We start from the raw sequence: 21,362 nt of genomic DNA on the forward strand, positions 1-21,362 counted from the left end.
GATCTTAGTTTGCAAACTTACGTTTTTTAATGGATAATATGATTCCAACGGCCGTCATTGCCATCACCAAATGTGACCCACCATAACTCATAAATGTGAGCGGAACACCTGTTACAGGAAGAAGACCAATCACAATCCCCACGTTGATGGCAATATGAAAAAAGATCATGGCCACAATCCCGGCAGCAAGAAGTGATCCAAACCTGTCCTTACTTTCAAAACTAATTTGTAATCCTCTGAGTGGGATCGACATGAGGAAAAATAAAAGAAGAACACTTCCGAAAAATCCTGTTTGTTCTGCCCAAGAAGCAAAAATAAAATCTGTTCCCGATTCTGGAACATGGGGAACACGTCCTTCCGTCATCTCTCCATGAAATAACCCTTTCCCAAAAACCTTTCCTGAACCTACAGCGGGTTTGGATGCCCGGAGTTGGTAACCTGCACCTTGTTTGAATTGGTCAGGATTTAAAAAAGCAGTGAGACGAATGACTTGGTTTTCGCGAAACGGAATGGATTTGTGAACCGCTATCGCAGATAGAATCGAGAGTCCTAAAATTCCAATGGTGATGTAATAATTTCTTAAATTTTTAGAACCACGGGCAATGCGAATAAAAATCATCACCAAACTGATAAGAGCAAGGGTTCCACCAAGACCAAACATAAAAGCTTCGTTTGATAAAATTTTATATCCGACACTCGCATATTCATCTTTGACGATTTCGGCGGCTTCTCGGATCATCTGTAAGTTTTTCGGGTTCTCAATTCCAGGTAAGGTGAGTCCAGATACTTTTTTCCCATCTAAAATTAACCAAATTTTACCTTGGAGTTGGTTTACGATGGAGACTAGTTCCACTTTGTTATCTTTACGAAGTAAATCAATAAGTGGTTGGATGAGTGTTAGTTGTGAATATGCAAGATACATGGGAACCATCAGTGAAATTCCACCGAAGGTAAGTAAAGATCCAACATGTAAAATATCTGCGCCACCCAGGTACAACATGGTGAATAACATTGGTAAAAAAGATACTGCTGTTCCAAAGTCCGGTTGTAAAATGATAAAAAGCATTGGCACCAAACAAATGATAAATGGTATGATAAGCACAGTGATTTTGTGCATTTCTTTTTCTTTCAAAACCAAATATTGACCGAGAAGGATTACAGTTGCTAATTTAGAAAACTCGGATGCTTGCAGAGTGATGGGTCCTAATTTCAGCCAAGAACGCGCTCCACGACCGGAAGGAAGATATCCAATTCCCGGAATTAAAGTCAGTACAAGCAAAACAATTGAGAAGATATAGATAAAGAGAGCATAAGAACCAATCAATTGGTAGTTGATCCTTGACATAAACCACATGGAGATAAGTCCTACAAACACAAAAGTAAACTGTTTGTACCAACGTCCGAGTCCATCCGCAGTGTTTGCTTCTTGTGTGTATAAGGTAAGAACTCCTGCCATTGCCACAAGGACAACAGAGAAGATAAGAAAAAAATCTAGTTTTTCTGTATTACGATCTGCCATTAAAATGCCTCTTGTTCTACCGGCGCTTCTTCTTCCATTGTTTTGGCCCGGGACCTATCTGTTCTGGGGAAAGAACCTGGTGGGAAAGCTGCCTTGAATACTTCGCGAGCCGCCGGAGCCGCAGAAGCAGCACCACCCACGCCATATTCTACGAACGCAGCAACTAATATTTGTTTTTCGGGAGGAGCATTCACTGGAGCATATCCGATGAACCAAGCATGGTTAGATGAGGAAGCCCCCCTTCGTCTAGTTTGGGCAGTTCCCGTTTTCCCTGCAATTTCTGGAAGTGTCGGTGAGTTGAGAACACCTGATGCAGTTCCAGAGTAACCCACCAAATACAATCCTTCTTTCAGTGCTTCGACTGTGGACTTCTTTAGAGGGATATCTCGGAGTATTGTTGGTTCTGTCTTTTGGATAAGAGAATTATCGAGAGGGCTTCTGATCTCAGAAACAACATAAGGTTTATAAATTTTTCCATTATTAACGACAGCCATATAAAAAAGTGCCATCTCAATCGGAGTCACAGAAATAAATCCCTGTCCGATAGACAGGTTGACCGTATCCCCATCAAACCACTTGTTTCCATAAGTTCTTTTTTTCCAATCAGAACTTGGAATGAACCCGGTTGCCTCTCCAGGAAGGTCAATTCCTGTTTTTTTATCCAAACCAAATAACCTTGAGTAGGCGAGAATCGGCTCTGCACCTAATTTGTAACCCAACTGATAAAAGTATACAGAGTTGGATTTTTCTAATGCTTGTGCTAAATTTAGTTCTCCGTGATTCTTTTTGTCCCAGTTATAAAAAACTTGGTCAGGAACACCTTTGAAAGTTGACTTGAGAGTGAAACTTGCAGGGCAGGAAAATGTTTGTTTTGGATCATAATTGATTTTATGTTCACTTTCCATCGCGGCAAGACCCACTAGTGTTTTGAAAGTGGATGCAGGTGGGAACCTGGACTGTATGGCCAAATTTAAAAAACCGCCGTTGTTTGTCACACGAGTGAAGTGGTTGGAACGATCTAATTTATTTTTTCCAGAAAGAATATTCGGATCATAAGATGGATTGGATGCCATTGCCAAAACTTCGCCCGTTGTTGCTTTGATGGCTAGAACTGTTCCTCGAACACCTTTTAATGCACGATAAGCGGCAATCTGCATATCACGATCAATGGTTAAAATTAAATTGTTACCAGGAACAGAATGTTCGATGACACGTTCTTCTTCGATATTCCCTTCCGTGTTTCTTTTTTGGATTCGAAATCCATCTTGGCCACGTAAGGTTGTGTCATAAAGAGATTCGATCCCACCTTTTCCAATGAGTTGGTAGGTTTTGATTTCTTTTTCTTGTAAATCGCTGGTTGTTGGCTTTCCCACATAACCTGTGACATGCGAAAGTGCCGGGCCCATATGATAGACTCTTGCTGGTGAAGAAACCAAATACACATATTTATTGATATTATCCAAGACAAGGATTCTCTCTTGTTGTTCGCGAGAGATTCCTTCCAATAAAACAAAGGGTTCGCGTGAACGAATTTTTTTGATCATCCGTGAGTCTTGGAGTTCTTTTTCGTAATAAACAATGGGGATCGAAAGGGCTTCACAGAATTTATATATAAAATCCTTTACCTTTCTTGGATCGTTTTTGAGTAAACTTGTGTTAAGGATAACATCTAGAGAAGCGGAGTTGGAAACTAATGGTTGGCTTGTTTCGGGAGTAAGAAAGTTACGATCAAAAATATTCCCTCGGTCTGCGGGAATGGATTCACTCCTTCGGACAAAACGCTCTGCCTTTAATGAGTTCTCACTTCCTTGGACTATTTGTAAATTAAACAATTGAAGGATGTAAGCCGTGAGAGTGAACACAACCATCCCCGTAAAAAAATACAGCCGTTTACGGAAACTTGCTTCTAATCGAAACTCAGACGCCGACTGGCTCATTGCCTAACCTCATCTGCATCCAATCGAAATGCCCAAGAGAATAAAAAGAATAACGCTGGTCCAATGAATGCATTGTACAATGAAACATACAAAAAGGAATAACTTTGGTTCGAGTGAAAGAACATCAAAAATAAAAGATATGTAATGAGTCTCGAAAGAAAGGTAAATCCTAGAATATAAATCGTAATCGAAATATAGTTCTCTGTATAAGAACTTCTCATTACTTTTCCAACAATGTATCCGATGATGGCATAAGAAAAGGAATGGAGTCCAATTTTGTAATAAACAATATTGTCTCCGCCTATCTCGCCACCTAACGAAGTGTCAGTGAGGAGCCCGCCAAAAAATCCAAGCCATAGTCCATAGAGCGGACCTTTCCTTAAAGCAAAAAAGACAACAAAGATGACCATAAAGTCTGGTCGAATGGCATTTCCTAATTCGAATAAATTGGATCCATTTAAGAAGTGGGAAAGTAACAGCCCTATAATGATAAACAGTTTATCTAAAATCATGGTGTTACCTCCTTAGGGCCTTCTTGTGTAGAAGGAGAAGATGGAACAGTTGGTGTGGAATCAGGTACATTTGTATTCACAGATGGTTTTGTGTATTGAGGCGTTCCGAAAGTAGAAGGGAAGTTTCCCTGTCTTTTTTCAGGTTCTTTTCCTTTTTTATTATAGTCTTTTTCTTTTGGAAAATCAATCTCACCAAAATATGGGCCGTCAATTTGGATTGTTTTTTCAGCCGGCCATTCTTCTCGCCATTTTTCTGGTTGTTTCTTTAACACGATAACATGTAAGAGTTTATCAAATTCAACAAACGGACGTAAGATGGCAGTTTTAAATGACCCGTTTCTTGGACCTTCTTCAATGATGGTACCTACCGGAATCCCAGGTGGAAAAACTCCTGATCCTCCAGAACTAAACACAGCCTTACCAATTTTACTAAATCCTTCGGTAAACATTGTGCCTGCTGAATTAGGAGGAGGATTGGGACCCATCGGAAAATTTCCGATAGCTTTTGGATCGATTACAATTCCTGAATCAATATAGTCTAACAAAACATCGGTTCCGCGACCACTGTTTCCGTTAAGCGATGCCCATAGGTTTGTTCCTGGAATGGAAACTCCCATAGAAAAATTGGAATTGATGATGGGTTGGATAACGGCAGATCCTTTTGAAACAGCGATGATTTTACCAACAAGAGCTTCTGTGAATTTGCCTTTTTCATCGAGGGATCTTGCCACAACCGGCATATATGGTTTGATTCCTTCTTCAGAACCTTTGTTGATGATGATTGTTCTGTAAATAGCATTCAAACGAACACTCAGTACTTCTGCTCTTACGGTAGGATAATCTAAATGAAGAGGAAAGTTTAACTCTTGTCTGAGGATGGCATTTTCAGCCTTCAATCTTTCTACATCTTTGGAAAGTTGACGGTATTCTTCCATGACGTTCAAACAAGAATCGCGCTCTTCTCTGACCCTTTCAAAAGACTCTAGTTTGTTATAACTGCTTTTGATCAATGATCCAAAGGAATCAAAAGACCCAGAAAAAAAGTCGCCTACACCCTGAAAGCTGGCAATCCCTCTTACCATGAAGTTGCCGTTCCAAATTAGGGAAGTAAAGGAAAACAGGAATACGAAGAGTAGGGAAAACAATTCGTCATTTTGATTGATACGATTCCACTTCATGGACTTATGTCACATTAATTTTATTCGAAAGAATCTTTCAAGCGCGAATCGAATTTGGTCAATTTTTCAATGCAAGAGGGTCGGAAAGAAATAAAGTGAGGCCGGGGCCTCCCATCTGGCTTCTCCCCAAATGGTTTGGAGTCCTTTTGGGTTTCGAAAAACGGTGACCTTCAGGTTTGGCATCTTTGGTATAGCTACCCCTTGGACTCCCAGTTTCAGTCGGACTTCTCCGGGGCCTGGATCAACCACTTGTGCGAAATAAGTTTTTGTCCCCAATTGGACAATGGCAAATTCGCGCAGACCAAATAGTGGCCTTGGGTCATTTGCCGTTCCTAGGAATTTTGCGACCAAAGAAAGGAAACCGGGAAAATCTTTTGCATCCAAAGAAGATACATACTGAAGCAAATGTTGACGGAGGTATTCTTTTGCGTGGTTGTGCGCAAGTAACATGCGGTGGCGTCTGTCCAGTTGGGAGTAGAAGGCTTGGAGGAGATTTCGTTCTTCTCGATTGCAGCCTGCCCGAAATGCCAACCGGTCCAAGCGTCTGCCATGCATTCGGATCAGTTCCATTCTATGTGTGAGGTAGGCACTGGTACGAAAGGAAAGATAAAAGAAAAGAACGAGAAGGACAAGTTGTAATATGGCAAATTCCGGATCACCCTTCCAAATCCAAACAGGTCTTTCTGGAAACATTAGAGATTAGACGGAAGGGAGCGCGTTTTTGTGCTTTATCTTTTGGAAAGTGATAAGGTAACTTAATGTTAGATGGAGGAAGCTGAAAACACTGAAGGATTATTTTCGACCTGTTTTCTTTTGAACTCACTTATTTCATAAGTTTACAAGAGATCAAAGTTCAACATTGTTTTCAAAATCAATTTTCATGCAAGAACAGAAAAACGAATTAAATAACTTAAGGAACTACAATGAAATATGAAAGTCTGATAACGATGCTAGCGATTATTTTCTTTCTATTCTCTAATTGCCAGAATGAAAAGGAACTGATATTCGGAAAATCAAAAGAAACTAAAAAAAAAGAAAGGGATTGTGATCCTGTATTAACTTTCTTTATATGTGAATCTCAATGTCAAAATGTTAACGAAAAAATTATTTCTTGTAGCTCATTAAAAGGAAGCTGTTATATCCAAAGAAATAATATATGTACCGGAAATCACAATATGTAAGTTATAGTTTAATAAACTTTTGAATTCGAAGTCTCAATCGAACTTCTCGGATAAATCAAATGAAAAAAGAAATAGAAGATATACTATCATACAATGACCACAGGCCTTGGGCGATGCCAAACAAAAAATGGTTTTGGTACCAGGAATGGAATGATGTTATTTTTTTACATTATAAGATTGAAGAGGAAATACTTAGGAGATTTGTTCCCGATTTTTTAGAATTGGATTCTTTTGAAGGAACTTATTGGGTTTCAGTTGTGGCTTTTACAATGAATCAAGTTCAAATGAGAAACTCAATTCCTTTGCAATACTTTTCCAATTTTCATGAAGTGAATTTAAGGACCTATGTAAGAAATAAAGATAAACCAGGTGTATACTTCTTAAGTATTGAAGCGGAAAAGTTGATTCCGACTGTTATGGCAAAAATTTTATCTGGTTTGCCTTATGAACATTCCAAGATAAAAAGAACTCCTAATTTATATTTATTGTCTGGAGATCGAAGCAAGTTAGAGATTGACTTTCGAATAACAAAGAAAAATGAAAGTCCTAAAAGTATAGATTTATGGTTAACAGAAAGGTATTGTCTTTTTAAAGATGACCCAAAAAATCAAAACCCATTAGAGATTCATCATAAACCTTGGGAATTGTTTGTTATCGATTTAAAAAAAATAGAGATAGGCTATAACAAGTTTAATCACTATATAGATTTCAATCAACCTTCCTTATTTCATTATTCTCCAGGGGTAAAAGTGGTTGCATGGAATCAAAATTAGATCTGATACAATCTTTGAGATAAAATTAAAAAAGACCTAAAATGATATCAAGTTTTGACCATTTCCTTCTCTATTCTAATGAAATCGAAAAGACATTCCAATTTCTAAAAAACAATTTTTCACTAATAACACTTACACCTCTAACGAATTATGGATACTTTCAGAGTGGGATGTTTGCCTTTAAAAACGGTATCTTGGAAATCCTTTGGTACGAAAACAAAACGAAGGAAGAACAAAATAGCCTTTCTAAAAATGAATTTGTTGGATTTGCTCTATCGTCTGATTTGAATATAAGAAATACCAAAAGAGAGTTGGAAAAATTAAAATTAGTTTCTTCTGAAATAATAGAACAAAAGATTTTCGACGCAAAAAATAAAGAAGTGGTCATATCGGAAATTCTAATGTTGGATCATTTTTTGGGCGATTTTCAAACATTCTTTATTGAATATAAAAGCGATTTTTTAAGTAAAAAATTTGAAGAACAATCTATAATTTCTCCGTGGGAAATCGATGCATTTATTTTAGAAACAGTCAAGCCTGTGGAAACGCAGAATGGTTTTTTGAAATTAGGTTTCAATGAGGAGGAGGATACTAACGTCTCAGATTCCAATCAAATTAAAGTCAAAATTCAAAAAACAGAATCTAGAAATTTTATTTCCTCTTTTGTAATTGAATCCAAAGAAGGTAAGGTCGATATTTTAGAAGTTCTAAATGACATTAATGGATTTAAATAGGTATAGAATTTGGATTAAAAATCAATATCTTTGTTTAGGTAACTAGTGTTCTTTACTGTTTAAAATCCCCGCGCCAGCGATTGGAGCGGAAATCCTTTCCTGAACGAAAAGACTTTTGTAATCAAATCGAATCGGAAAGATTGGAGCGGAAAGCGCGGTCATGGCGTCGATGGATTTTTTAAACGCCAAATCAAAGTGAGGCGCCCTCATTGTTCCGACCTAATAAAGCGAAAAGGCCAAGAATTGGGCCTATTGCAAGTAGCAAGTAAAGATATTGAAAGTTTATTTTGTCTGAAAAGGAACTTATGAGTTGAATGCTAACAATTGTGATCGAAAAACCAATACAATTTACTATTGTCAATGCAGAACCTTTTGAATCTTCGGGTGCACTTTGTGCAACTAATGTGGAAAACAAAGGAGAATCGGCAATCACTACCAGTCCCCAAAAGAATAAAAATAAGATAAATAAAAGAAAAGAATCAGATAATAAAAAAAATGGCGATAACAAACAACATAAACAAGAAAGAAAAAGTGAAATGGTTGCAATTTTTTTTGCACCATAACGGTGGGAAATGATTCCGCTAATGACACAGGAGATTGTACCCGATCCAATGATAAGAAACGATAATAAGGGAATGTTTAAATTTATATTTTGATACTGTTTTGTGTAAGATAGGAGGATTACTGGAATGGATGTCCATAAAGCATATAACTCCCACATATGCCCGAAATATCCAAAAGAGGCAGTGCGGAAATTTTTATTCTTAAAGCTCTTTATAAAAGCTCCAAATTTTAGTTTTTGACCAATTTTACGATATGGACCATCAGGAACGAAAAACAAAATTATAAGACCTCCACCTAACGATAAAGTTGAAGTAGTATATAAAACATACTTCCAGGGAAATCCTATTGATAGTGCTTTTAATAAATGAGGAAAGGCAGTTCCGAATACTAATGCACCAACTAATAAACCTAATGATTTTCCAAGGTCTGCTTGAAAATAGTCGGATGCTATTTTCATTCCTACAGGATAAATTCCAGCAAGAAAGAAACCGGTCAACAGCCTGAAGGAAAAAATTTCTATTGGTTGGATTGTTTTTATTGTGATTCCGAGATTAAAAAGTCCAGCCAAAAGTGAACAAATAAAAAATACTAATGATGGAGAAATACGATCTGAAATATTGAAAATTGCGAATACTAAAGTACCTATGATGAATCCAAATTGTATTGAACTTGTTAGGTTAGCTAAAAAGTTTTGTTCAAGATGTAAATCTTTTGCCAAGTCGGATATAATCGAGTTTCCAGCAAACCAAAGCGACGTACATAAAAATTGTGCAACAATTATTATTGGTAGGGTGAGTCTCATGTGTTATTTTATAAGTTTACGATTGTATCGAATTAAGGCAACTATGCTCGTCACTTAATCTGTCAAATCAACTTCCTCGAAAATTTCCGTTTGGTGGCGAAACATCCAAAGTTTATCACCAGCATAAAAATTGATGAATCCATCTCGTAATTCGAATTGGGAGATACGTCGTAGCAACAAGTTTTGTTCGAATTGCATTTCTGTGGGAAGATCAATCACAAGGATACGGCGTGAGGTGATGATGGTTACTTTGTCATAGAGGTTGGCAAATGCCCGAAGGGTTTCCTGTTCGAGGCTAATGGTCTCCCAACGGTTCGTATAACTGTTGTATAAATAGAGTTTGCGATCGCTTGCCACAAGAGCGGCTTTGTGACCCATTGCCACTTCGTATCGTTCTTCCCCAAAGATATGACCTTTTTCCCATTCTGTGCTTGTATTACTCACACCTAACAGATTTTTTTGGGAGACAATTATACATAAATCACCAAAACATTTTGAGTAACGAACATGTTCACCTCTTGTGGAATATGCGACTTCCGTGCCATCAGATAAAAAAGCCTTTAAGGACAAATGGCCTTCGACAAAGTTTATCGTTGTTTGGATATATGGATAAGCAGTTTTGTCTGTGGGTGCATTGGAGAATACCGTTATATCTTGTTTGGCGGGAACGGAAGGAACGTGGAGGTCTGGATTTGGTCTTTGCGGTAGTCTATTTCGGTTTTGACTGAGTGTGTCGATATAATAGATATCTCCGTCAAATTGGTCGGGATTGGCGACAAGGGATGGGGATAATCCAATAGAGAAGGAAAAAATGATAATGACTGAAAGTAATTTTAGAAACTGATTTGTATGCAACCTAGAGAGCATTGACTTCTGTGACCCTTGCCAGTGAATCTCTATTAGATGGCATCTTCCGACAACCATTTCTCTGTAGTAGACGGGGAATAGTTTTGTAAGTGAGAGAGTATGTCTTTCGTTTCACTTAGGATGAGCACGAGATTCATGTTTTCTTTTTTTAAAAAACCGGCTTCCACCATGGATTGGAACATTTGGACCAGAGGGTTATAAAACCCATTCCAATTCAATAAAACAACGGGTTTGTAATGTAAACCTAATTGAGACCATGTGATCACTTCAAAAAACTCCTCCATGGTTCCGAATCCGCCCGGTAACACAACAAAGGCGTCCGACAAATCAAACATTTTGCGTTTTCTTTCGTGCATACTGTCTACAAGAATTAGATTGCCTAATCCACTATGCTCAATTTCTTTCTTTTTTAAAAATTTGGGAAGTATTCCGGTAACCGATCCGTTTTTTGATAAACAGCCATTGGCCACAGCCCCCATCAGACCGACACTGGCTCCGCCATAGACCAGACCAATTTGTTGATTTGCTAGGTATTCACCTAATTCATATGCGGCGGTCATAAAGTTTGGATCAAACCCGGGTGCAGAACCGCAGTATACGGCAATGTTTTTAATTTGATTCATTGGGTATTTGTTCTTTATAGTAAAGTGTATTTAGGATAAAATTGTTAATATCAATGTCTTGCATTCCGTGATGGTTGATTCTTAAAAAACACTTTCGACGAGCTTCGATAAGTTTATTAATCAAAATTTGTTTATCAATCGAATTTGAAAAAAAATCCAACGGATGAATTGTGTGAGACTCACCTTTATTTTGTATCATTTTTTCTATTTCAGTCATCAGTTTGGAATCAGAAAAATCATTGGAACTTTCACCATATTTCTTTTTTAATTTTCCAATAAAAAAATCATAACTTTGGTTTTTTACATAATTTTGTTCACTAAAAAAATAATTCTCAGTTTCTTTGGAAAGAGACTTCGGCTTTAGCTTTAGATACAGTTCTTTTCCAATGGGACCAACATTATCAAGCAAAATGTAAGTTTCGTTCACAAAGGTGAGATGGTCATTCTCCGTTTCTAACATTGTATAGATATCGTTAGCGCAATCTGGTGTACAAATCCTTCTTAAGATGCTTGTTATCGATTGTCTAAGTTTTGCGTCCGTCTCCGTTTTGAGCATTTTCAGTAAATGCGGAACACTCTGGTCACCATAAACTCCATAAAGATGCGTTCTTTGTGCGTGTGCATCCACCATGGTCACATGTTGCGGAATAAAAAAAGATTTAGTTTCATTTTGTAAAAATCTTTTATCAATTGAGTATAAAAAATTTGGAATTTTTTTTTCGCTTAAGAATAATGCCAAACGAAAGTACTGTTGTGTGTTTTGTATGATAATTGGACTTTGAAAATCTATTGTTTCATATGCCTTTTCTATGAGATCAATTTCTTCCTTTTCTGGATTTGATAGTGCTAAATACCAACTTAAATCGAGCAAGATCATTTGGTTTGGTGATTTAGAAGATAATTCATTTTTTAGTTTTGTTCGGATAATCGGTAGTGAGGTGGATTTTTTTTCAGAAAATTTTTTCCAGTTGGAATCCATTAGCGAATTAAAATTTTCAATTTCAGTTTTGTCTTCGGATGTTCTGATTGTACGAATTGACTCAATAGAATGAATAACGTCTTCCTCATAACTCTCAGGAAAGAGGCTTGTGCTTGTTAAAAATATAAGACTAATAAACCAATTTTTCATTTTACAAATCCATAAATTTCTTTTGTTGGGAATTCCCATTCTGGAGTAGGGAAGGTTTGGTTTTGAGGAATTTCAAACCAAGGTGAAAATTTACCTTCTGACTTTAGAATATGCATCTCTTGGGAAGGCATATAACTTTGTGCCAGAAGAAATAAAGTTTGTCCACCTTTTCCTGTTACTTGGTCAACGATTAAAATCACATGACCAGGGGAACCGGCTTCAATCCAAACGTCTCCTGGTTTTAAATCAGCAATTTGTTTTTTCTTTAATTCTGATTTTAAGGAAATGGTTCCGGCATAAGTATAAATAAATCGTAAATACTCTTCAAAAACATCACGACCTGTGCCTCTTTTGAATTTTCCTTTTTTCCATTGGGTTTTGTTCCCATTGACTTGCACTCTTTCTCCTTTGGCAAATTTTAAAAAATCAACATTCATCCCATTGCTGATTTTAAAATGGATTTTTTCATACTGTTTGAAGGCATAAAAATACTCGGCTCGTAATTTCATCACTGCATCTGCACATTGGATTAAGTCGACTTTGAGAAGTGGAAAATCTAAAACTGCAACATGGACCTCGTTAGTCTTAGTTCTTCCATCAAAGAGATGAACTGGACTTCCTTTCGGTTTTAAAGGATAACTTTGTAAAAAATGTGCAAAACTATCTTTAGGATAATTGACTCTTTGGAATTCCTTTGGAGCCGGAAAACGTTCTTGAATGGAATCAGCAAATAAATTTGGGACCACAACAAAGATAATGATAAAAACAACCCAAACCGAAAATCTACGATTTGGAATTTGATTTTTGATAAAAAAAGAAATGTATGTTTTCATATTGATTAGGCTTATTTCATTTTGTAATCACAAGTTTGATAGACTCTTCTAACCAAGCATCCTTGGCATCATGAAAGGAAACTTGGTTTGTAACAATTTTTTCTGGAGTAAATTCACCAGAAAGTATGAACGGATACAACGCCTCCATGGAATCTTTAGATTCGACTCTTCCCAAATGAATTTCTACACCTTGGTTGTACATTTCTAAATAAGGAATTTCCCATTGGTTGGTCCAAAAGATAGAAGCAGAGCTAAAGATGGCATTTCGTCCTAGGGAACGAACGGCAAAATCCCAACCAAGTTTATTTGCTGATGCGTCACAGACCAAATCATACTTTTTAGTTGGTTTTGGAAATTGGACAAAATGTTCTACAGGAATTCCTAAAGATTCCGCTAATTGAACTCGTGTTGGATTTGTATCAACATAGATCACTTCAGCTTTCTTTGTTTGGTGGAGAAATAAGGCTGTGTAAAGTCCAATACTTCCTGCGTGACCTCCTACTACCAAAACTTTTGGATTTTTTTTTTGGTTTAAAAACCTTCCTGCAAGTTTCCAAACTTCGGCAATATTATCACTAAGGCTTGCAATTCCTACGGGATTGATTTTTTTATCAATCTCAAGTAGCATTTGTTTGGCGAAAGGAATTTTGATTTCATCTGCAATGGCTCCACCAAAGGAATGAGCACCCGGTGGCATTCCATACCCAGAAGTGTAAGGTACAGATTCGCAGGAATTGGAATGATGAATCAGACAAGCGGGGCAGGTTCCACAAGAAATTTGAAAGGTACTTGCTACAATCATACCCTCTGAATATAAATTGGTTAGGTCTTCTGAGACCGATTTGATTTTGCCAATAAACTCATGTCCCACAGGAAACGGTGCACGAAATAAAGTTTCTCCCCGAAGGATGGGTAAATCCAAATCACAACGGGCAATGGCAATGGGTTCCAAAATGACTTGGTTTTCACTTGTGATTACGGGTGGTTGGGTCTCTTCCCATTCTAAGATACCTTTTTTACGAAACATCAATCGACGCATAAAACACCCCTCGTATACCAATTGGTCTACTTAAAGAACATGGATCAAAAGTTACAACTAGAATTGTTTGAGCCAACTGGGAACCTGGGGCAGTTCAGTTTCTTTCCAAGTCCAATCTCCGAGAACAGTAACAATTGGTTCTGTAGAATCCAAGGCCAAGGCTAAACCGCGCCCCAAATCTTCCCGTTCTGTTGGGCGATATGGTGTTTCGAATTGTTTTTGAAAGGCTTCCTTTTCATGTTCCCAAGCATAAGAAAGAAAAAAGTCCATAAACTTTTGATCTGAGTTTTCATATCGACTTTTTAATGTTAGAAGGTCGGGATTATTGGTTTTTTTCATTGTACGTTGGAGGACAATCGAGATCCCTCGAACACTTTTTGAGAAAAAGGTTCCTGCTCTTACTATTTTTCTTTTTTGGGGATTTTCTAATGCCCAAAGGTCTCCCTTGTATTTGGCAATTCCCATTGAACCATAAAAAGACAACGTATGACTCAACCAATAAAATGCGGAATAAGCAACTGTAAGGTCTGGATTGAAAGTTTGTTCCAACTCCACAAGGGGATAAAAGCTGATTCCTAAAGTATCTTCTATTTGATTGGGTGTACTTTCAATGATGGGAAACCCTACCTCACCGAGAGCTGGTGTATAAATGATGGCTTTAAAATTGGGCGGAATGTTATGATTTTGAAGATCCTCTTGGATTTTTTTGGAAAGTCCTGGCGTAGCTGATTTACCGAATAAAGTAAGATCGGCATTCGACACAGGTTCATTTGTTGTAGTCGATGTTACGATATAGGAAGATGGATCCTTTTCTTTTAGGCAAGTGATGGCACTTTGGCCCGCCTCTCCGGAACCTCCAATGACTAAATATTGATTTTGCCTCATGAATTCCTGCCTGAATGGTTAGAAGATTTGAATTTTCGATTGATCCGTCAAAACTCTCCTGTTTTATTAATCGGAACAAGCGAAATATGAAAACGATTTTATCCTGTTCTAATTGTTTTAGCGGTCATTCTGTTTCAACTTCCAAATTGGAAGGTAAAAAAGGAAAATATCGCTGTAAAAAATGTTCTGCCTGGAATCATTTTGATTACCGCAAGGACGTTCCTTTGCAATCTTCCGACTCACTCGTGTTATATGATTTGAATTTTAAGGATTTTATCCCGGATCATAAACTCCAAGGCCAAATTTTTGGTAGATACACCACTGATTTTATTTCGGACTGGTCAAACGAAGAACTTGTTTTTCTAAAAGATGAGGATGGAAATGAAAACGATTTGCGTATTTCTATTTCGGGATTACCTGAAATCATCCGATTAAAGAATTTTATTTTCGATATAACAACAGATTCTCCATCTAAAGCATTAAACGTAATTATCAATCAGAATGTTAATGTTTCACCAGTAAGACTTTCAATCACAGTGGATATTTTAAATGACCATTCTGTCTCTGGAAAATTGTATTTAGCCATTGCAGATGAGTGGAATACCTTGTTACATGGAAGTTTTACCGCAACTCATATCTACAAAATTCAATTTGATGAACACGGAGATTCGGATAAAAAACTCCCAGATTTTATTTCTAATGAACTTGCTACAAAAATCTATGCATTGTCAGGCAATATTTTGTTACTTCAAGAATCTTTTTTTCTTTTGGAACAACAAGATAAGGATGAACTTTTAACTTTGGTTATGTACCATTGGCCAGAAAGCCAATCTACAATTTCGGAAGTTCATTTTAAAGAAGGGAACTTACAGGTTGTATTTCAGCTAACACAGAAAAAACTAAATGAAACATTGATTTTTCTTCTTTCCAACCAAGTTGTACCAACGCCAAAACATTGGCGGCTCATTCATGATGTTGTCTGTCATTCTGAAGGAGAACCATTATTTATACCGCTTCTCAAACATAAGTTTCCGGACGGTTATGAAATTAATTTGGGTTCTAGTTTAGAATCAAAAAATGATGATAAAACTTTGGATTGGTTAGATTCAGATGATATTTATCTTTTGGATTCATTTGTTCGGACAGTAGGTTCTCTTGACTATGTCATAAATGATCCGATTCGAAATCCTTTGGGTTTTTCTCTTTTACAAGAGTCTTTTGTCCGAGCTAAATACAAATCCTGTATGCGACTTTTGGAGAGAGGTGCAGACCCAAATCAATTGGATGCCAATGGAGAAACTGCAATTTTTAAATTGTGCCAAGATAGTACACTCCGATTGCAAGAAAAAACTGCTCTAATGGATGAACTGATTCGAAGGGGAGCAAAAGTAAATCTTCAATCTGTCAATGGGATGACTCCTTTGCATTGGTGTTCTGTTTTTGGAGAACCAAGTTTGGCTAAAAGATTAATCAATGCCGGTATAGATATTCATACTGCAGATAACAGCGGTAGTACGGCCCTTCACGAAGCTTGCAAATTTGGGAATTCTGCTGTTCTTGCATTGTTATTGGAATCTGGAGCCAAATCCAATGCAAAAACTTTGGATGAAAAAACAGGAAGGGATCTTGCTTTTGAAAATTTGGAAATTGCTGAATTGGAAGGTGATGAAGAGAAAAAGAACAGATGCCAAAGAGTTCTTTCTCTCTTAGATGTTTACGGTGGTTAGGTTGTCTTTTTGTTTCTAATGAACAAACTATTGACTGCGCGTAGAATCAAATACGAAACAAATCCAGCCGGCCCGAAGTAAAAAGTTAGAGCCAAAATGGGAACAAGAATCCATCGGTTGATTCCAACTTGTAATCCGTCCTCCACTTCCCAGGTTCCTAAAAACAGATCAAAGGCAAGGTAGTGGATCCAACCTGCCAGTAAAAAGTAGTCATTGGCAAATAAGGATCGGACCGATTCCAAATTAGAAAAATTCCCTTCCGCTTCTCCACTACCAATTAGGATTGAAAATATATAAACCCCACCCAAAACAAGTCCAGAAACAAAAACTCGTAAAGGGCGAATCACCTTTGTTTGATTTGGTGAAAGGATTAATACAAGCCATGAAAGAAGTGTGATTCCATTTGCAATTTTAAAAATGATGGAAGGGTTCATACAATTACTTCCTTGTGAAATTCATTGGACTGGGAACACAATTTGAAACAACAAACGGAAATCATCAAAATACAAAATCCGTAAATACTCGTATACAAAGGATTTAAATAAAAGACTGATTCTCCGTTTAATGTTTGGATGACCATTACTACATTCATGACTAAGAATGAAACGCCTGTGAGCCGGACGAATACTTGGTCTTGATTAGAATTTGTTTTTCCAAGTAAATACGCAGAGAGAAATACGAAGATTTGCATCACGTGCAATCCAAAAAAATGTGGAACTCTCATATCCCCCAGTTTTTTATCCCAACCAAGGAAAAATAATGAACCACCTGTAATACCTGTGCCGAAGTTATGAGAACCACTTGTTTGAAAAATTCCTTGTTTCATCGCTTCAAGTTGATCGGGGCGAGGTGAAGTCATAAAAAATCCAATGATCATTCCAAACCCGGCAATGGTTAGTCCCCAAACTAAACTTTCTTTCACAGCCTTAGGTATAGATTGTTTTCGAAAAATTTGGTAACAAATCCAAAGATGAAAAACCCAAAAGATGGATATACTAGTACCCATAACAGAATAAACAACTTGGTTCCAGGTATTTGTAACATTGAAATGACTCATCTCTCCACGTGATGCTTGTAAGGTGATTAGAACAATTTCGATCAGAGCTGTGATGGTTAAAACAATTTGAATCTTGCCGTTGTATTTCCAATCTTTTAGAAATCTAACTAAAACCCAAATCGTGGTAAAAGAATACAATCCCAGCGAGAGAGAAAATTTTAGTGGTTTGATCCAGACATTCGCACCCAAAAGGGTTCTTGTGTCCAAAAATAAGAGGGGAAGGATGGCAACAGTGAGTACTGCCATAGCGATTCCATTCCAAAAAAGTGGTTGTTTTCTGTAGTCATCGAATTTCATAATGTTTACAGTGTATATATCCATGTAGACTCTGTCAACATTAAAAGTATACACTGTAAACATTTTTATATGAAACGTGCCAAAAAAAAACAAATCCTCCAGAAGCAAAATCCCTCCAGTTCCGCCAAATCGAGTGGGTACCACCATGGAAATCTCAGAGAAATGGTATTGGAACATTCCAAAAAGGTATTAGAGAACACTGGAGTCTCTTCTTTGAGTTTGAGAGATATTGCGAATGATCTAGGAGTCAGTCATACAGCCCCCTACCGCCATTTTCCCAAAAAAATGGATCTCCTTCAGGCACTTGTCACAGAAGGTTTTCGGGAATTAACCGAAGCAATGGAAAGAGCTTGGAACCATTCAGAAGATCCGTTGGAAAAAGTCAAAATGGCCGGAGTGGAATATATTTCTCTTCTGCTTAAAAATCCAAGAAGGACAGAACTTATGTTTGGTGGTGAGATTTATGTTTCAGGAGATCCCCTTTCGGATGATTTGAGAGAATATGGGAAACTTGCTTATTTGGGAATGTTCAAAATTGTGGAGTATGGCCAAAAGTCTTTGAAATTAAAAAATTCTGTACCTACGGATACTTTGATGATGAGTTTTTGGAGTGGGGTTCATGGATTTGCCGTGTTGAATGAACGTAAGTGGAAACAAATCAAATCCAAAGAGGAAGAGGAATCTTTTCGCAAAGAAGTGAATCAAATTTTAGAGATTATGATTGAGGGAACCCGTCTGTAAAGTAGATGACCCGACTTGTGATGATTGCTTCTTTACCTTCTGATTCGAAACTAACTTCCATCTCAACTGGATAATCTTTTAAGACCAAAATTAGACCAATACCAGAACGTTGGCGATCTTTTTCATTTGTTTCTAATTTTTCAATATACAAACGTTCTAAGTCTTTTGCAGAAAAAATTTCTTCTAAACTTGCTTCATAAGCTAAAACATTTGATTCGTTGGTTTTGTTACGAACATACATTTCAAAAGTTTTACCTCTATGGAAAAGGGAAATTTCAATATCGGCTTTTTTGTCGTAAGAATATTTTGCAGCATTTTCTAATAGTTCATTGAATACTGTAGAGATAGAATTAACGACCTCTGAATTTTTCATATCTATGGATTCGCTAGGAACATTGGGTAAAAAGGAGAATCCGTAAAAATATCCAATAAAATCAGAAAGGATTCCAATACGTCGCCAATAGCGCATTAAATCCAAAGGTTTTAAATGGATTTGAAATTTGGAATTGTGCTCTTGGCTGTTGATTTGATTTGCAAACTTAAAATTGCCGTATTTTCGCATAGTCTTAGTTCAACTATGGAATTTAGCCTATTTATTTAAAAGCCGCAAGCGCTTTTTCTGAACGTTGTTGCATTAATCGCCGTTCTTCGGGGTTTGTGCTTAATTTGTCAAATTACCAAGGTTTCAATGAGCTCGTCTATCAGGGATTTGGTTGCGTCAGAAATGAGGTTTTCCTCAAGCGCCAGTGGGAACTTTCCGCTGAGGAGTAAAATATACCACCGGTCGTATTGTCCGTTCTTATCCTCGTTTACGCATGACCATGATGGTAATGTCATCGTAAACATCCATTCCATCAATGAAGACATAAATGTCATTAAATATAGCATCTAAAATTCCATCAGTTGTTCCAAGTTCTGCATGTTTTTCTAGAGACTGGATCAATCGATTGGAGCCAAATTGTTCCCTTTGGGGATTTTCTGCTTCTGTTGCACCGTCAGTATACAAAAGAATGATATCTTTTGGGTGGAGTGGGATTTGTTTTTCGTGAACAAATTCATCAATAGATTCTGTAAGACCAACTAACATACCATTGTCTGCAGTATCGATGATTTCTGTTTTTTTCGAAGCATAACGATAGACCAAAATGGTTTCGTGTTGTCCTGCCGTTGTAAACACTCCATTTTTATAAGAAAAGAGAGAGAGTGTTAGGTTACGAACATCTTTCATCCTTACATGGATATTAGAAAACAAAATGGAATTAATTGAACGAAGAGATTCTCTTAAAGAGATGATTTTAGAACGTAACGTGGTAATGAATGCAGATTGAGTCATGAGCATCACAACGCCAGAAGCAAGACCATGGCCTGTAACATCTCCGATCCCGATATACACTGTCCCATCTTCATGGTGGACTACATCATAATAGTCTCCCCCTACTTCCTTTGCGGCATCCATTCTTGCAGAGATTTCTAATTCTTGAATCTCTTTTAATTCCTCATTGCGCGGGAGTACCATTGCTTGGATCTGCCTTGCTACTTCCAATTCCATACCTAGATGCATATTCTCTTCTAGGATGGCTTGTCTTTCCGCATTAAAAATTAAGTCTGCTTGTTCATGAGTAGTACGAGAAGTATTTTGGATTGCATATAGTATCAATCCACCAGTAACGATCATATAAAGAAGGATGAGAAAGATTCCCATTGGTACGCCACTGACTAAAAAGAATGTGCTATTCTCTTCCAAGAAGTTTGGTTTGAGATAAGAAGACAACTCGATGAGTTTTGAATTCAAATCAGACATATCTGGATAGAAGTAAATGGTTAAGAATGCATACTCTACAATCAGGACAATCACTGCTGAGATGATCGCCTTCGTATTATTGCGTATCGAAGCGAGAGCTATAAGAATAAAGAATACATAGACCATTGGGGCCGCATAAACAAGGCTTGGGTTCTTTTGGGCCTGTGCGGTATAACCTATAACGAAAGTTAGTAGGGATATTTCTAAAAAAGAAGATAAAAATTTGAAGATATTAAGATATTTACCGGATTTATTTAACGAATAAAGAACAATAAAGTTATAACAAAGAAGAATTAAGATGGAGGAAATTTGGTAATAGAATTCAACGACAGGGCGGCCAGAAATTAGTCCTAAAGTGGAAAAAATAAAGATCATTCCGAGGAAGAAGAACCGGAACTTCGTTGCGAAAATTTCTGCGCGAAATTCGCCTTGGTAAGCAATCTCATTTAGTTGTTTTTTGTAAAAGTTAGAAAGGACGAATCGATTTTCGTTGGAAGGAGATTGCTGCATAGAGTAAAAGTTTCTTTCTTTATATTTCGTTTGGGAGAATGAAGAGAATCATTATTAACTTTATATATTTTGTCAAAATTGCAAATGATTTTTTATATTTTAAAGAGAAGGTACCAAGAAGTAACCTTTGCTATTAATGAAATTGATGATAAAGATGGGGTTTGTTTTACAATCCAATTAAAGTGATACTAATAATGAGTGAGCTTACCTATGAGATTGTATGAAATGTCTCGCCATAATCTCGAATTAAGAAAATAGTCCGAGAGAAATGGGGAGTAGTGATGGGTTAGAATTTGTGGTTTAGGAAATTTCCAAAACCACTTGGTCCCAAAGTTTTTTGAAATTGGATAGCGATTTTGACTGCCAAGAAACGTTAAGAGAACCTTGGATTTTGATTTGGCAGGCTGCACTTTTTCTTGAATCGATAATGAACATGGATAAAGTCGTGATCCCCGAGCTATTAACAAATTGTAAATCTCGAAAGTCTAAGGTTAACAATGATCCTTGGCAAAGTTTGGCTGCGTCTCTTAAAAAATTTTTTAAGGGCTCATAAGCCGGTAAGTTCTGCAAGCGGATGGAACCTCTGAATTTGACAGTCTTAGTGGCTTCGTCGTATTGTATATTGTAATCTAAGTCTTTGATTTCCATGAAGC

The 21,362-nt window shown here is 37.1% G+C and carries 21 protein-coding genes; 4 read left to right on the plus strand and 17 right to left on the minus strand.

The genetic code is table 11. The features are described 5' to 3' along the window. Positions 1–4: 4 nt before the first annotated feature. From rodA to CLV96_RS13025, 5 genes are all read right to left on the minus strand, one after another. On the minus strand, positions 5–1,519 hold the full coding sequence (gene rodA, locus CLV96_RS13005; RefSeq protein ID WP_004787696.1) for a rod shape-determining protein RodA: 1,515 nt from the start codon (positions 1,517–1,519) through the stop codon (positions 5–7). Continuing rightward, positions 1,519–3,456, minus strand: a complete 1,938-nt coding sequence (mrdA, locus tag CLV96_RS13010; RefSeq protein WP_004784163.1) for a penicillin-binding protein 2 — start codon at positions 3,454–3,456, stop codon at positions 1,519–1,521. The genes rodA and mrdA overlap by 1 nt, the downstream gene beginning before the upstream one ends. Beyond that, positions 3,453–3,968: a rod shape-determining protein MreD gene (gene mreD, locus CLV96_RS13015; RefSeq protein WP_004785386.1), complete on the minus strand. Its 516-nt coding sequence runs from the start codon at positions 3,966–3,968 to the stop codon at positions 3,453–3,455. Before mreD ends, mrdA begins: the two co-directional genes overlap by 4 nt. After that, complete coding sequence (mreC, locus tag CLV96_RS13020) at positions 3,965–5,146, minus strand: rod shape-determining protein MreC (protein WP_040917152.1); 1,182 nt, start codon at positions 5,144–5,146, stop codon at positions 3,965–3,967. The genes mreD and mreC overlap by 4 nt, the downstream gene beginning before the upstream one ends. 66 nt (positions 5,147–5,212) lie before the next feature. Beyond that, positions 5,213–5,839 (minus strand): hypothetical protein, encoded by a 627-nt coding sequence (locus CLV96_RS13025; RefSeq protein ID WP_004785359.1) that lies wholly within the window; start codon positions 5,837–5,839, stop codon positions 5,213–5,215. Positions 5,840–6,386: 547 nt separating this feature from the next. Here CLV96_RS13025 and CLV96_RS13030 point away from each other — a divergent pair. Both CLV96_RS13030 and CLV96_RS13035 read left to right on the plus strand, forming a co-directional pair. Continuing rightward, on the plus strand, positions 6,387–7,100 hold the full coding sequence (locus CLV96_RS13030; protein WP_004786419.1) for a YqjF family protein: 714 nt from the start codon (positions 6,387–6,389) through the stop codon (positions 7,098–7,100). Positions 7,101–7,141: 41 nt separating this feature from the next. Continuing rightward, positions 7,142–7,834 (plus strand): hypothetical protein, encoded by a 693-nt coding sequence (locus tag CLV96_RS13035; RefSeq protein ID WP_134151981.1) that lies wholly within the window; start codon positions 7,142–7,144, stop codon positions 7,832–7,834. A 190-nt stretch (positions 7,835–8,024) separates the two neighbouring features. Here CLV96_RS13035 and CLV96_RS13040 read toward each other — a convergent pair whose 3' ends face one another. Genes CLV96_RS13040 through CLV96_RS13070 form a run of 7 tightly spaced genes read right to left on the minus strand, consistent with a single transcriptional unit; the run spans position 8,025 to position 14,576 of the window. After that, positions 8,025–9,200, minus strand: coding sequence for an MFS transporter (locus CLV96_RS13040; RefSeq protein WP_040917150.1), 1,176 nt, complete (start codon positions 9,198–9,200; stop codon positions 8,025–8,027). Between the two features lie 54 nt (positions 9,201–9,254). Further along, positions 9,255–10,067: a hypothetical protein gene (locus CLV96_RS13045; RefSeq protein ID WP_004785335.1), complete on the minus strand. Its 813-nt coding sequence runs from the start codon at positions 10,065–10,067 to the stop codon at positions 9,255–9,257. Between the two features lie 32 nt (positions 10,068–10,099). Beyond that, positions 10,100–10,690 carry an LOG family protein gene (locus CLV96_RS13050; protein WP_004786359.1) on the minus strand — a complete coding sequence of 197 codons (591 nt, stop codon included), beginning with the start codon at positions 10,688–10,690 and terminating at the stop codon, positions 10,100–10,102. Then, positions 10,677–11,819: a hypothetical protein gene (locus CLV96_RS13055; RefSeq protein WP_004787500.1), complete on the minus strand. Its 1,143-nt coding sequence runs from the start codon at positions 11,817–11,819 to the stop codon at positions 10,677–10,679. Before CLV96_RS13055 ends, CLV96_RS13050 begins: the two co-directional genes overlap by 14 nt. Continuing rightward, a complete protein-coding gene (locus tag CLV96_RS13060; RefSeq protein ID WP_004784436.1) occupies positions 11,816–12,652 on the minus strand; it encodes a DUF4846 domain-containing protein in 837 nt (278 codons plus the stop codon). The genes CLV96_RS13055 and CLV96_RS13060 overlap by 4 nt, the downstream gene beginning before the upstream one ends. Before the next feature lie 16 nt (positions 12,653–12,668). Beyond that, positions 12,669–13,691: a zinc-dependent alcohol dehydrogenase gene (locus tag CLV96_RS13065; protein ID WP_004785934.1), complete on the minus strand. Its 1,023-nt coding sequence runs from the start codon at positions 13,689–13,691 to the stop codon at positions 12,669–12,671. Between the two features lie 57 nt (positions 13,692–13,748). Then, on the minus strand, positions 13,749–14,576 hold the full coding sequence (locus CLV96_RS13070; protein ID WP_004786800.1) for a hypothetical protein: 828 nt from the start codon (positions 14,574–14,576) through the stop codon (positions 13,749–13,751). Between the two features lie 86 nt (positions 14,577–14,662). Between CLV96_RS13070 and CLV96_RS13075 the strand changes: the two genes are divergently transcribed. Then, positions 14,663–16,303, plus strand: a complete 1,641-nt coding sequence (locus CLV96_RS13075; RefSeq protein WP_004787010.1) for an ankyrin repeat domain-containing protein — start codon at positions 14,663–14,665, stop codon at positions 16,301–16,303. Here CLV96_RS13075 and CLV96_RS13080 read toward each other — a convergent pair. Further along, positions 16,300–16,737 carry an ABA4-like family protein gene (locus CLV96_RS13080; protein WP_004787719.1) on the minus strand — a complete coding sequence of 146 codons (438 nt, stop codon included), beginning with the start codon at positions 16,735–16,737 and terminating at the stop codon, positions 16,300–16,302. The two genes, CLV96_RS13075 and CLV96_RS13080, sit on opposite strands and share 4 nt — an antisense overlap. Next, positions 16,734–17,657: a hypothetical protein gene (locus tag CLV96_RS13085; RefSeq protein WP_040917147.1), complete on the minus strand. Its 924-nt coding sequence runs from the start codon at positions 17,655–17,657 to the stop codon at positions 16,734–16,736. Before CLV96_RS13085 ends, CLV96_RS13080 begins: the two co-directional genes overlap by 4 nt. A gap of 69 nt (positions 17,658–17,726) precedes the next feature. On the opposite strand from CLV96_RS13085, the gene CLV96_RS13090 reads away from it, so the two are divergent. After that, on the plus strand, positions 17,727–18,398 hold the full coding sequence (locus CLV96_RS13090; RefSeq protein ID WP_004786057.1) for a TetR/AcrR family transcriptional regulator: 672 nt from the start codon (positions 17,727–17,729) through the stop codon (positions 18,396–18,398). Here CLV96_RS13090 and CLV96_RS13095 read toward each other — a convergent pair. The 3 genes from CLV96_RS13095 to CLV96_RS13105 form a co-directional block, all read right to left on the minus strand. Continuing rightward, positions 18,373–18,960 (minus strand): DUF6272 family protein, encoded by a 588-nt coding sequence (locus tag CLV96_RS13095; RefSeq protein ID WP_004786409.1) that lies wholly within the window; start codon positions 18,958–18,960, stop codon positions 18,373–18,375. The genes CLV96_RS13090 and CLV96_RS13095 overlap by 26 nt on opposite strands. A gap of 237 nt (positions 18,961–19,197) precedes the next feature. Then, entirely contained in the window at positions 19,198–20,709 is a 1,512-nt protein-coding gene (locus tag CLV96_RS13100) for a PP2C family protein-serine/threonine phosphatase (RefSeq protein WP_004784682.1), read from the minus strand. A 300-nt stretch (positions 20,710–21,009) separates the two neighbouring features. Beyond that, on the minus strand, positions 21,010–21,357 hold the full coding sequence (locus CLV96_RS13105; protein WP_004787302.1) for a slr1659 superfamily regulator: 348 nt from the start codon (positions 21,355–21,357) through the stop codon (positions 21,010–21,012). Positions 21,358–21,362: the final 5 nt, after the last annotated feature.

The sequence above is a fragment of the Leptospira meyeri genome (assembly GCF_004368965.1).
In the GTDB taxonomy this organism is placed as follows: Bacteria; Spirochaetota; Leptospiria; order Leptospirales; family Leptospiraceae; genus Leptospira_A; species Leptospira_A meyeri.

Bases quoted from the DNA above. Each gene is read 5' to 3' on its own strand.
- CLV96_RS13100 (WP_004784682.1), bottom strand. From the start codon at position 20,709: ATGCAGCAATCTCCTTCCAACGAAAATCGATTCGTCCTTTCTAACTTT.
- CLV96_RS13055 (WP_004787500.1), bottom strand. From the start codon at position 11,819: ATGAAAAATTGGTTTATTAGTCTTATATTTTTAACAAGCACAAGCCTC.
- CLV96_RS13030 (WP_004786419.1), top strand. From the start codon at position 6,387: ATGAAAAAAGAAATAGAAGATATACTATCATACAATGACCACAGGCCT.
- CLV96_RS13045 (WP_004785335.1), bottom strand. From the start codon at position 10,067: ATGCTCTCTAGGTTGCATACAAATCAGTTTCTAAAATTACTTTCAGTC.
- CLV96_RS13050 (WP_004786359.1), bottom strand. From the start codon at position 10,690: ATGAATCAAATTAAAAACATTGCCGTATACTGCGGTTCTGCACCCGGG.
- CLV96_RS13070 (WP_004786800.1), bottom strand. From the start codon at position 14,576: ATGAGGCAAAATCAATATTTAGTCATTGGAGGTTCCGGAGAGGCGGGC.
- CLV96_RS13090 (WP_004786057.1), top strand. From the start codon at position 17,727: ATGAAACGTGCCAAAAAAAAACAAATCCTCCAGAAGCAAAATCCCTCC.
- CLV96_RS13085 (WP_040917147.1), bottom strand. From the start codon at position 17,657: ATGAAATTCGATGACTACAGAAAACAACCACTTTTTTGGAATGGAATC.
- CLV96_RS13025 (WP_004785359.1), bottom strand. From the start codon at position 5,839: ATGTTTCCAGAAAGACCTGTTTGGATTTGGAAGGGTGATCCGGAATTT.
- CLV96_RS13040 (WP_040917150.1), bottom strand. From the start codon at position 9,200: ATGAGACTCACCCTACCAATAATAATTGTTGCACAATTTTTATGTACG.
- CLV96_RS13080 (WP_004787719.1), bottom strand. From the start codon at position 16,737: ATGAACCCTTCCATCATTTTTAAAATTGCAAATGGAATCACACTTCTT.
- mreD (WP_004785386.1), bottom strand. From the start codon at position 3,968: ATGATTTTAGATAAACTGTTTATCATTATAGGGCTGTTACTTTCCCAC.
- mreC (WP_040917152.1), bottom strand. From the start codon at position 5,146: ATGAAGTGGAATCGTATCAATCAAAATGACGAATTGTTTTCCCTACTC.
- CLV96_RS13095 (WP_004786409.1), bottom strand. From the start codon at position 18,960: ATGCGAAAATACGGCAATTTTAAGTTTGCAAATCAAATCAACAGCCAA.
- CLV96_RS13035 (WP_134151981.1), top strand. From the start codon at position 7,142: ATGATATCAAGTTTTGACCATTTCCTTCTCTATTCTAATGAAATCGAA.
- CLV96_RS13105 (WP_004787302.1), bottom strand. From the start codon at position 21,357: ATGGAAATCAAAGACTTAGATTACAATATACAATACGACGAAGCCACT.
- mrdA (WP_004784163.1), bottom strand. From the start codon at position 3,456: ATGAGCCAGTCGGCGTCTGAGTTTCGATTAGAAGCAAGTTTCCGTAAA.
- CLV96_RS13075 (WP_004787010.1), top strand. From the start codon at position 14,663: ATGAAAACGATTTTATCCTGTTCTAATTGTTTTAGCGGTCATTCTGTT.
- rodA (WP_004787696.1), bottom strand. From the start codon at position 1,519: ATGGCAGATCGTAATACAGAAAAACTAGATTTTTTTCTTATCTTCTCT.
- CLV96_RS13065 (WP_004785934.1), bottom strand. From the start codon at position 13,691: ATGCGTCGATTGATGTTTCGTAAAAAAGGTATCTTAGAATGGGAAGAG.
- CLV96_RS13060 (WP_004784436.1), bottom strand. From the start codon at position 12,652: ATGAAAACATACATTTCTTTTTTTATCAAAAATCAAATTCCAAATCGT.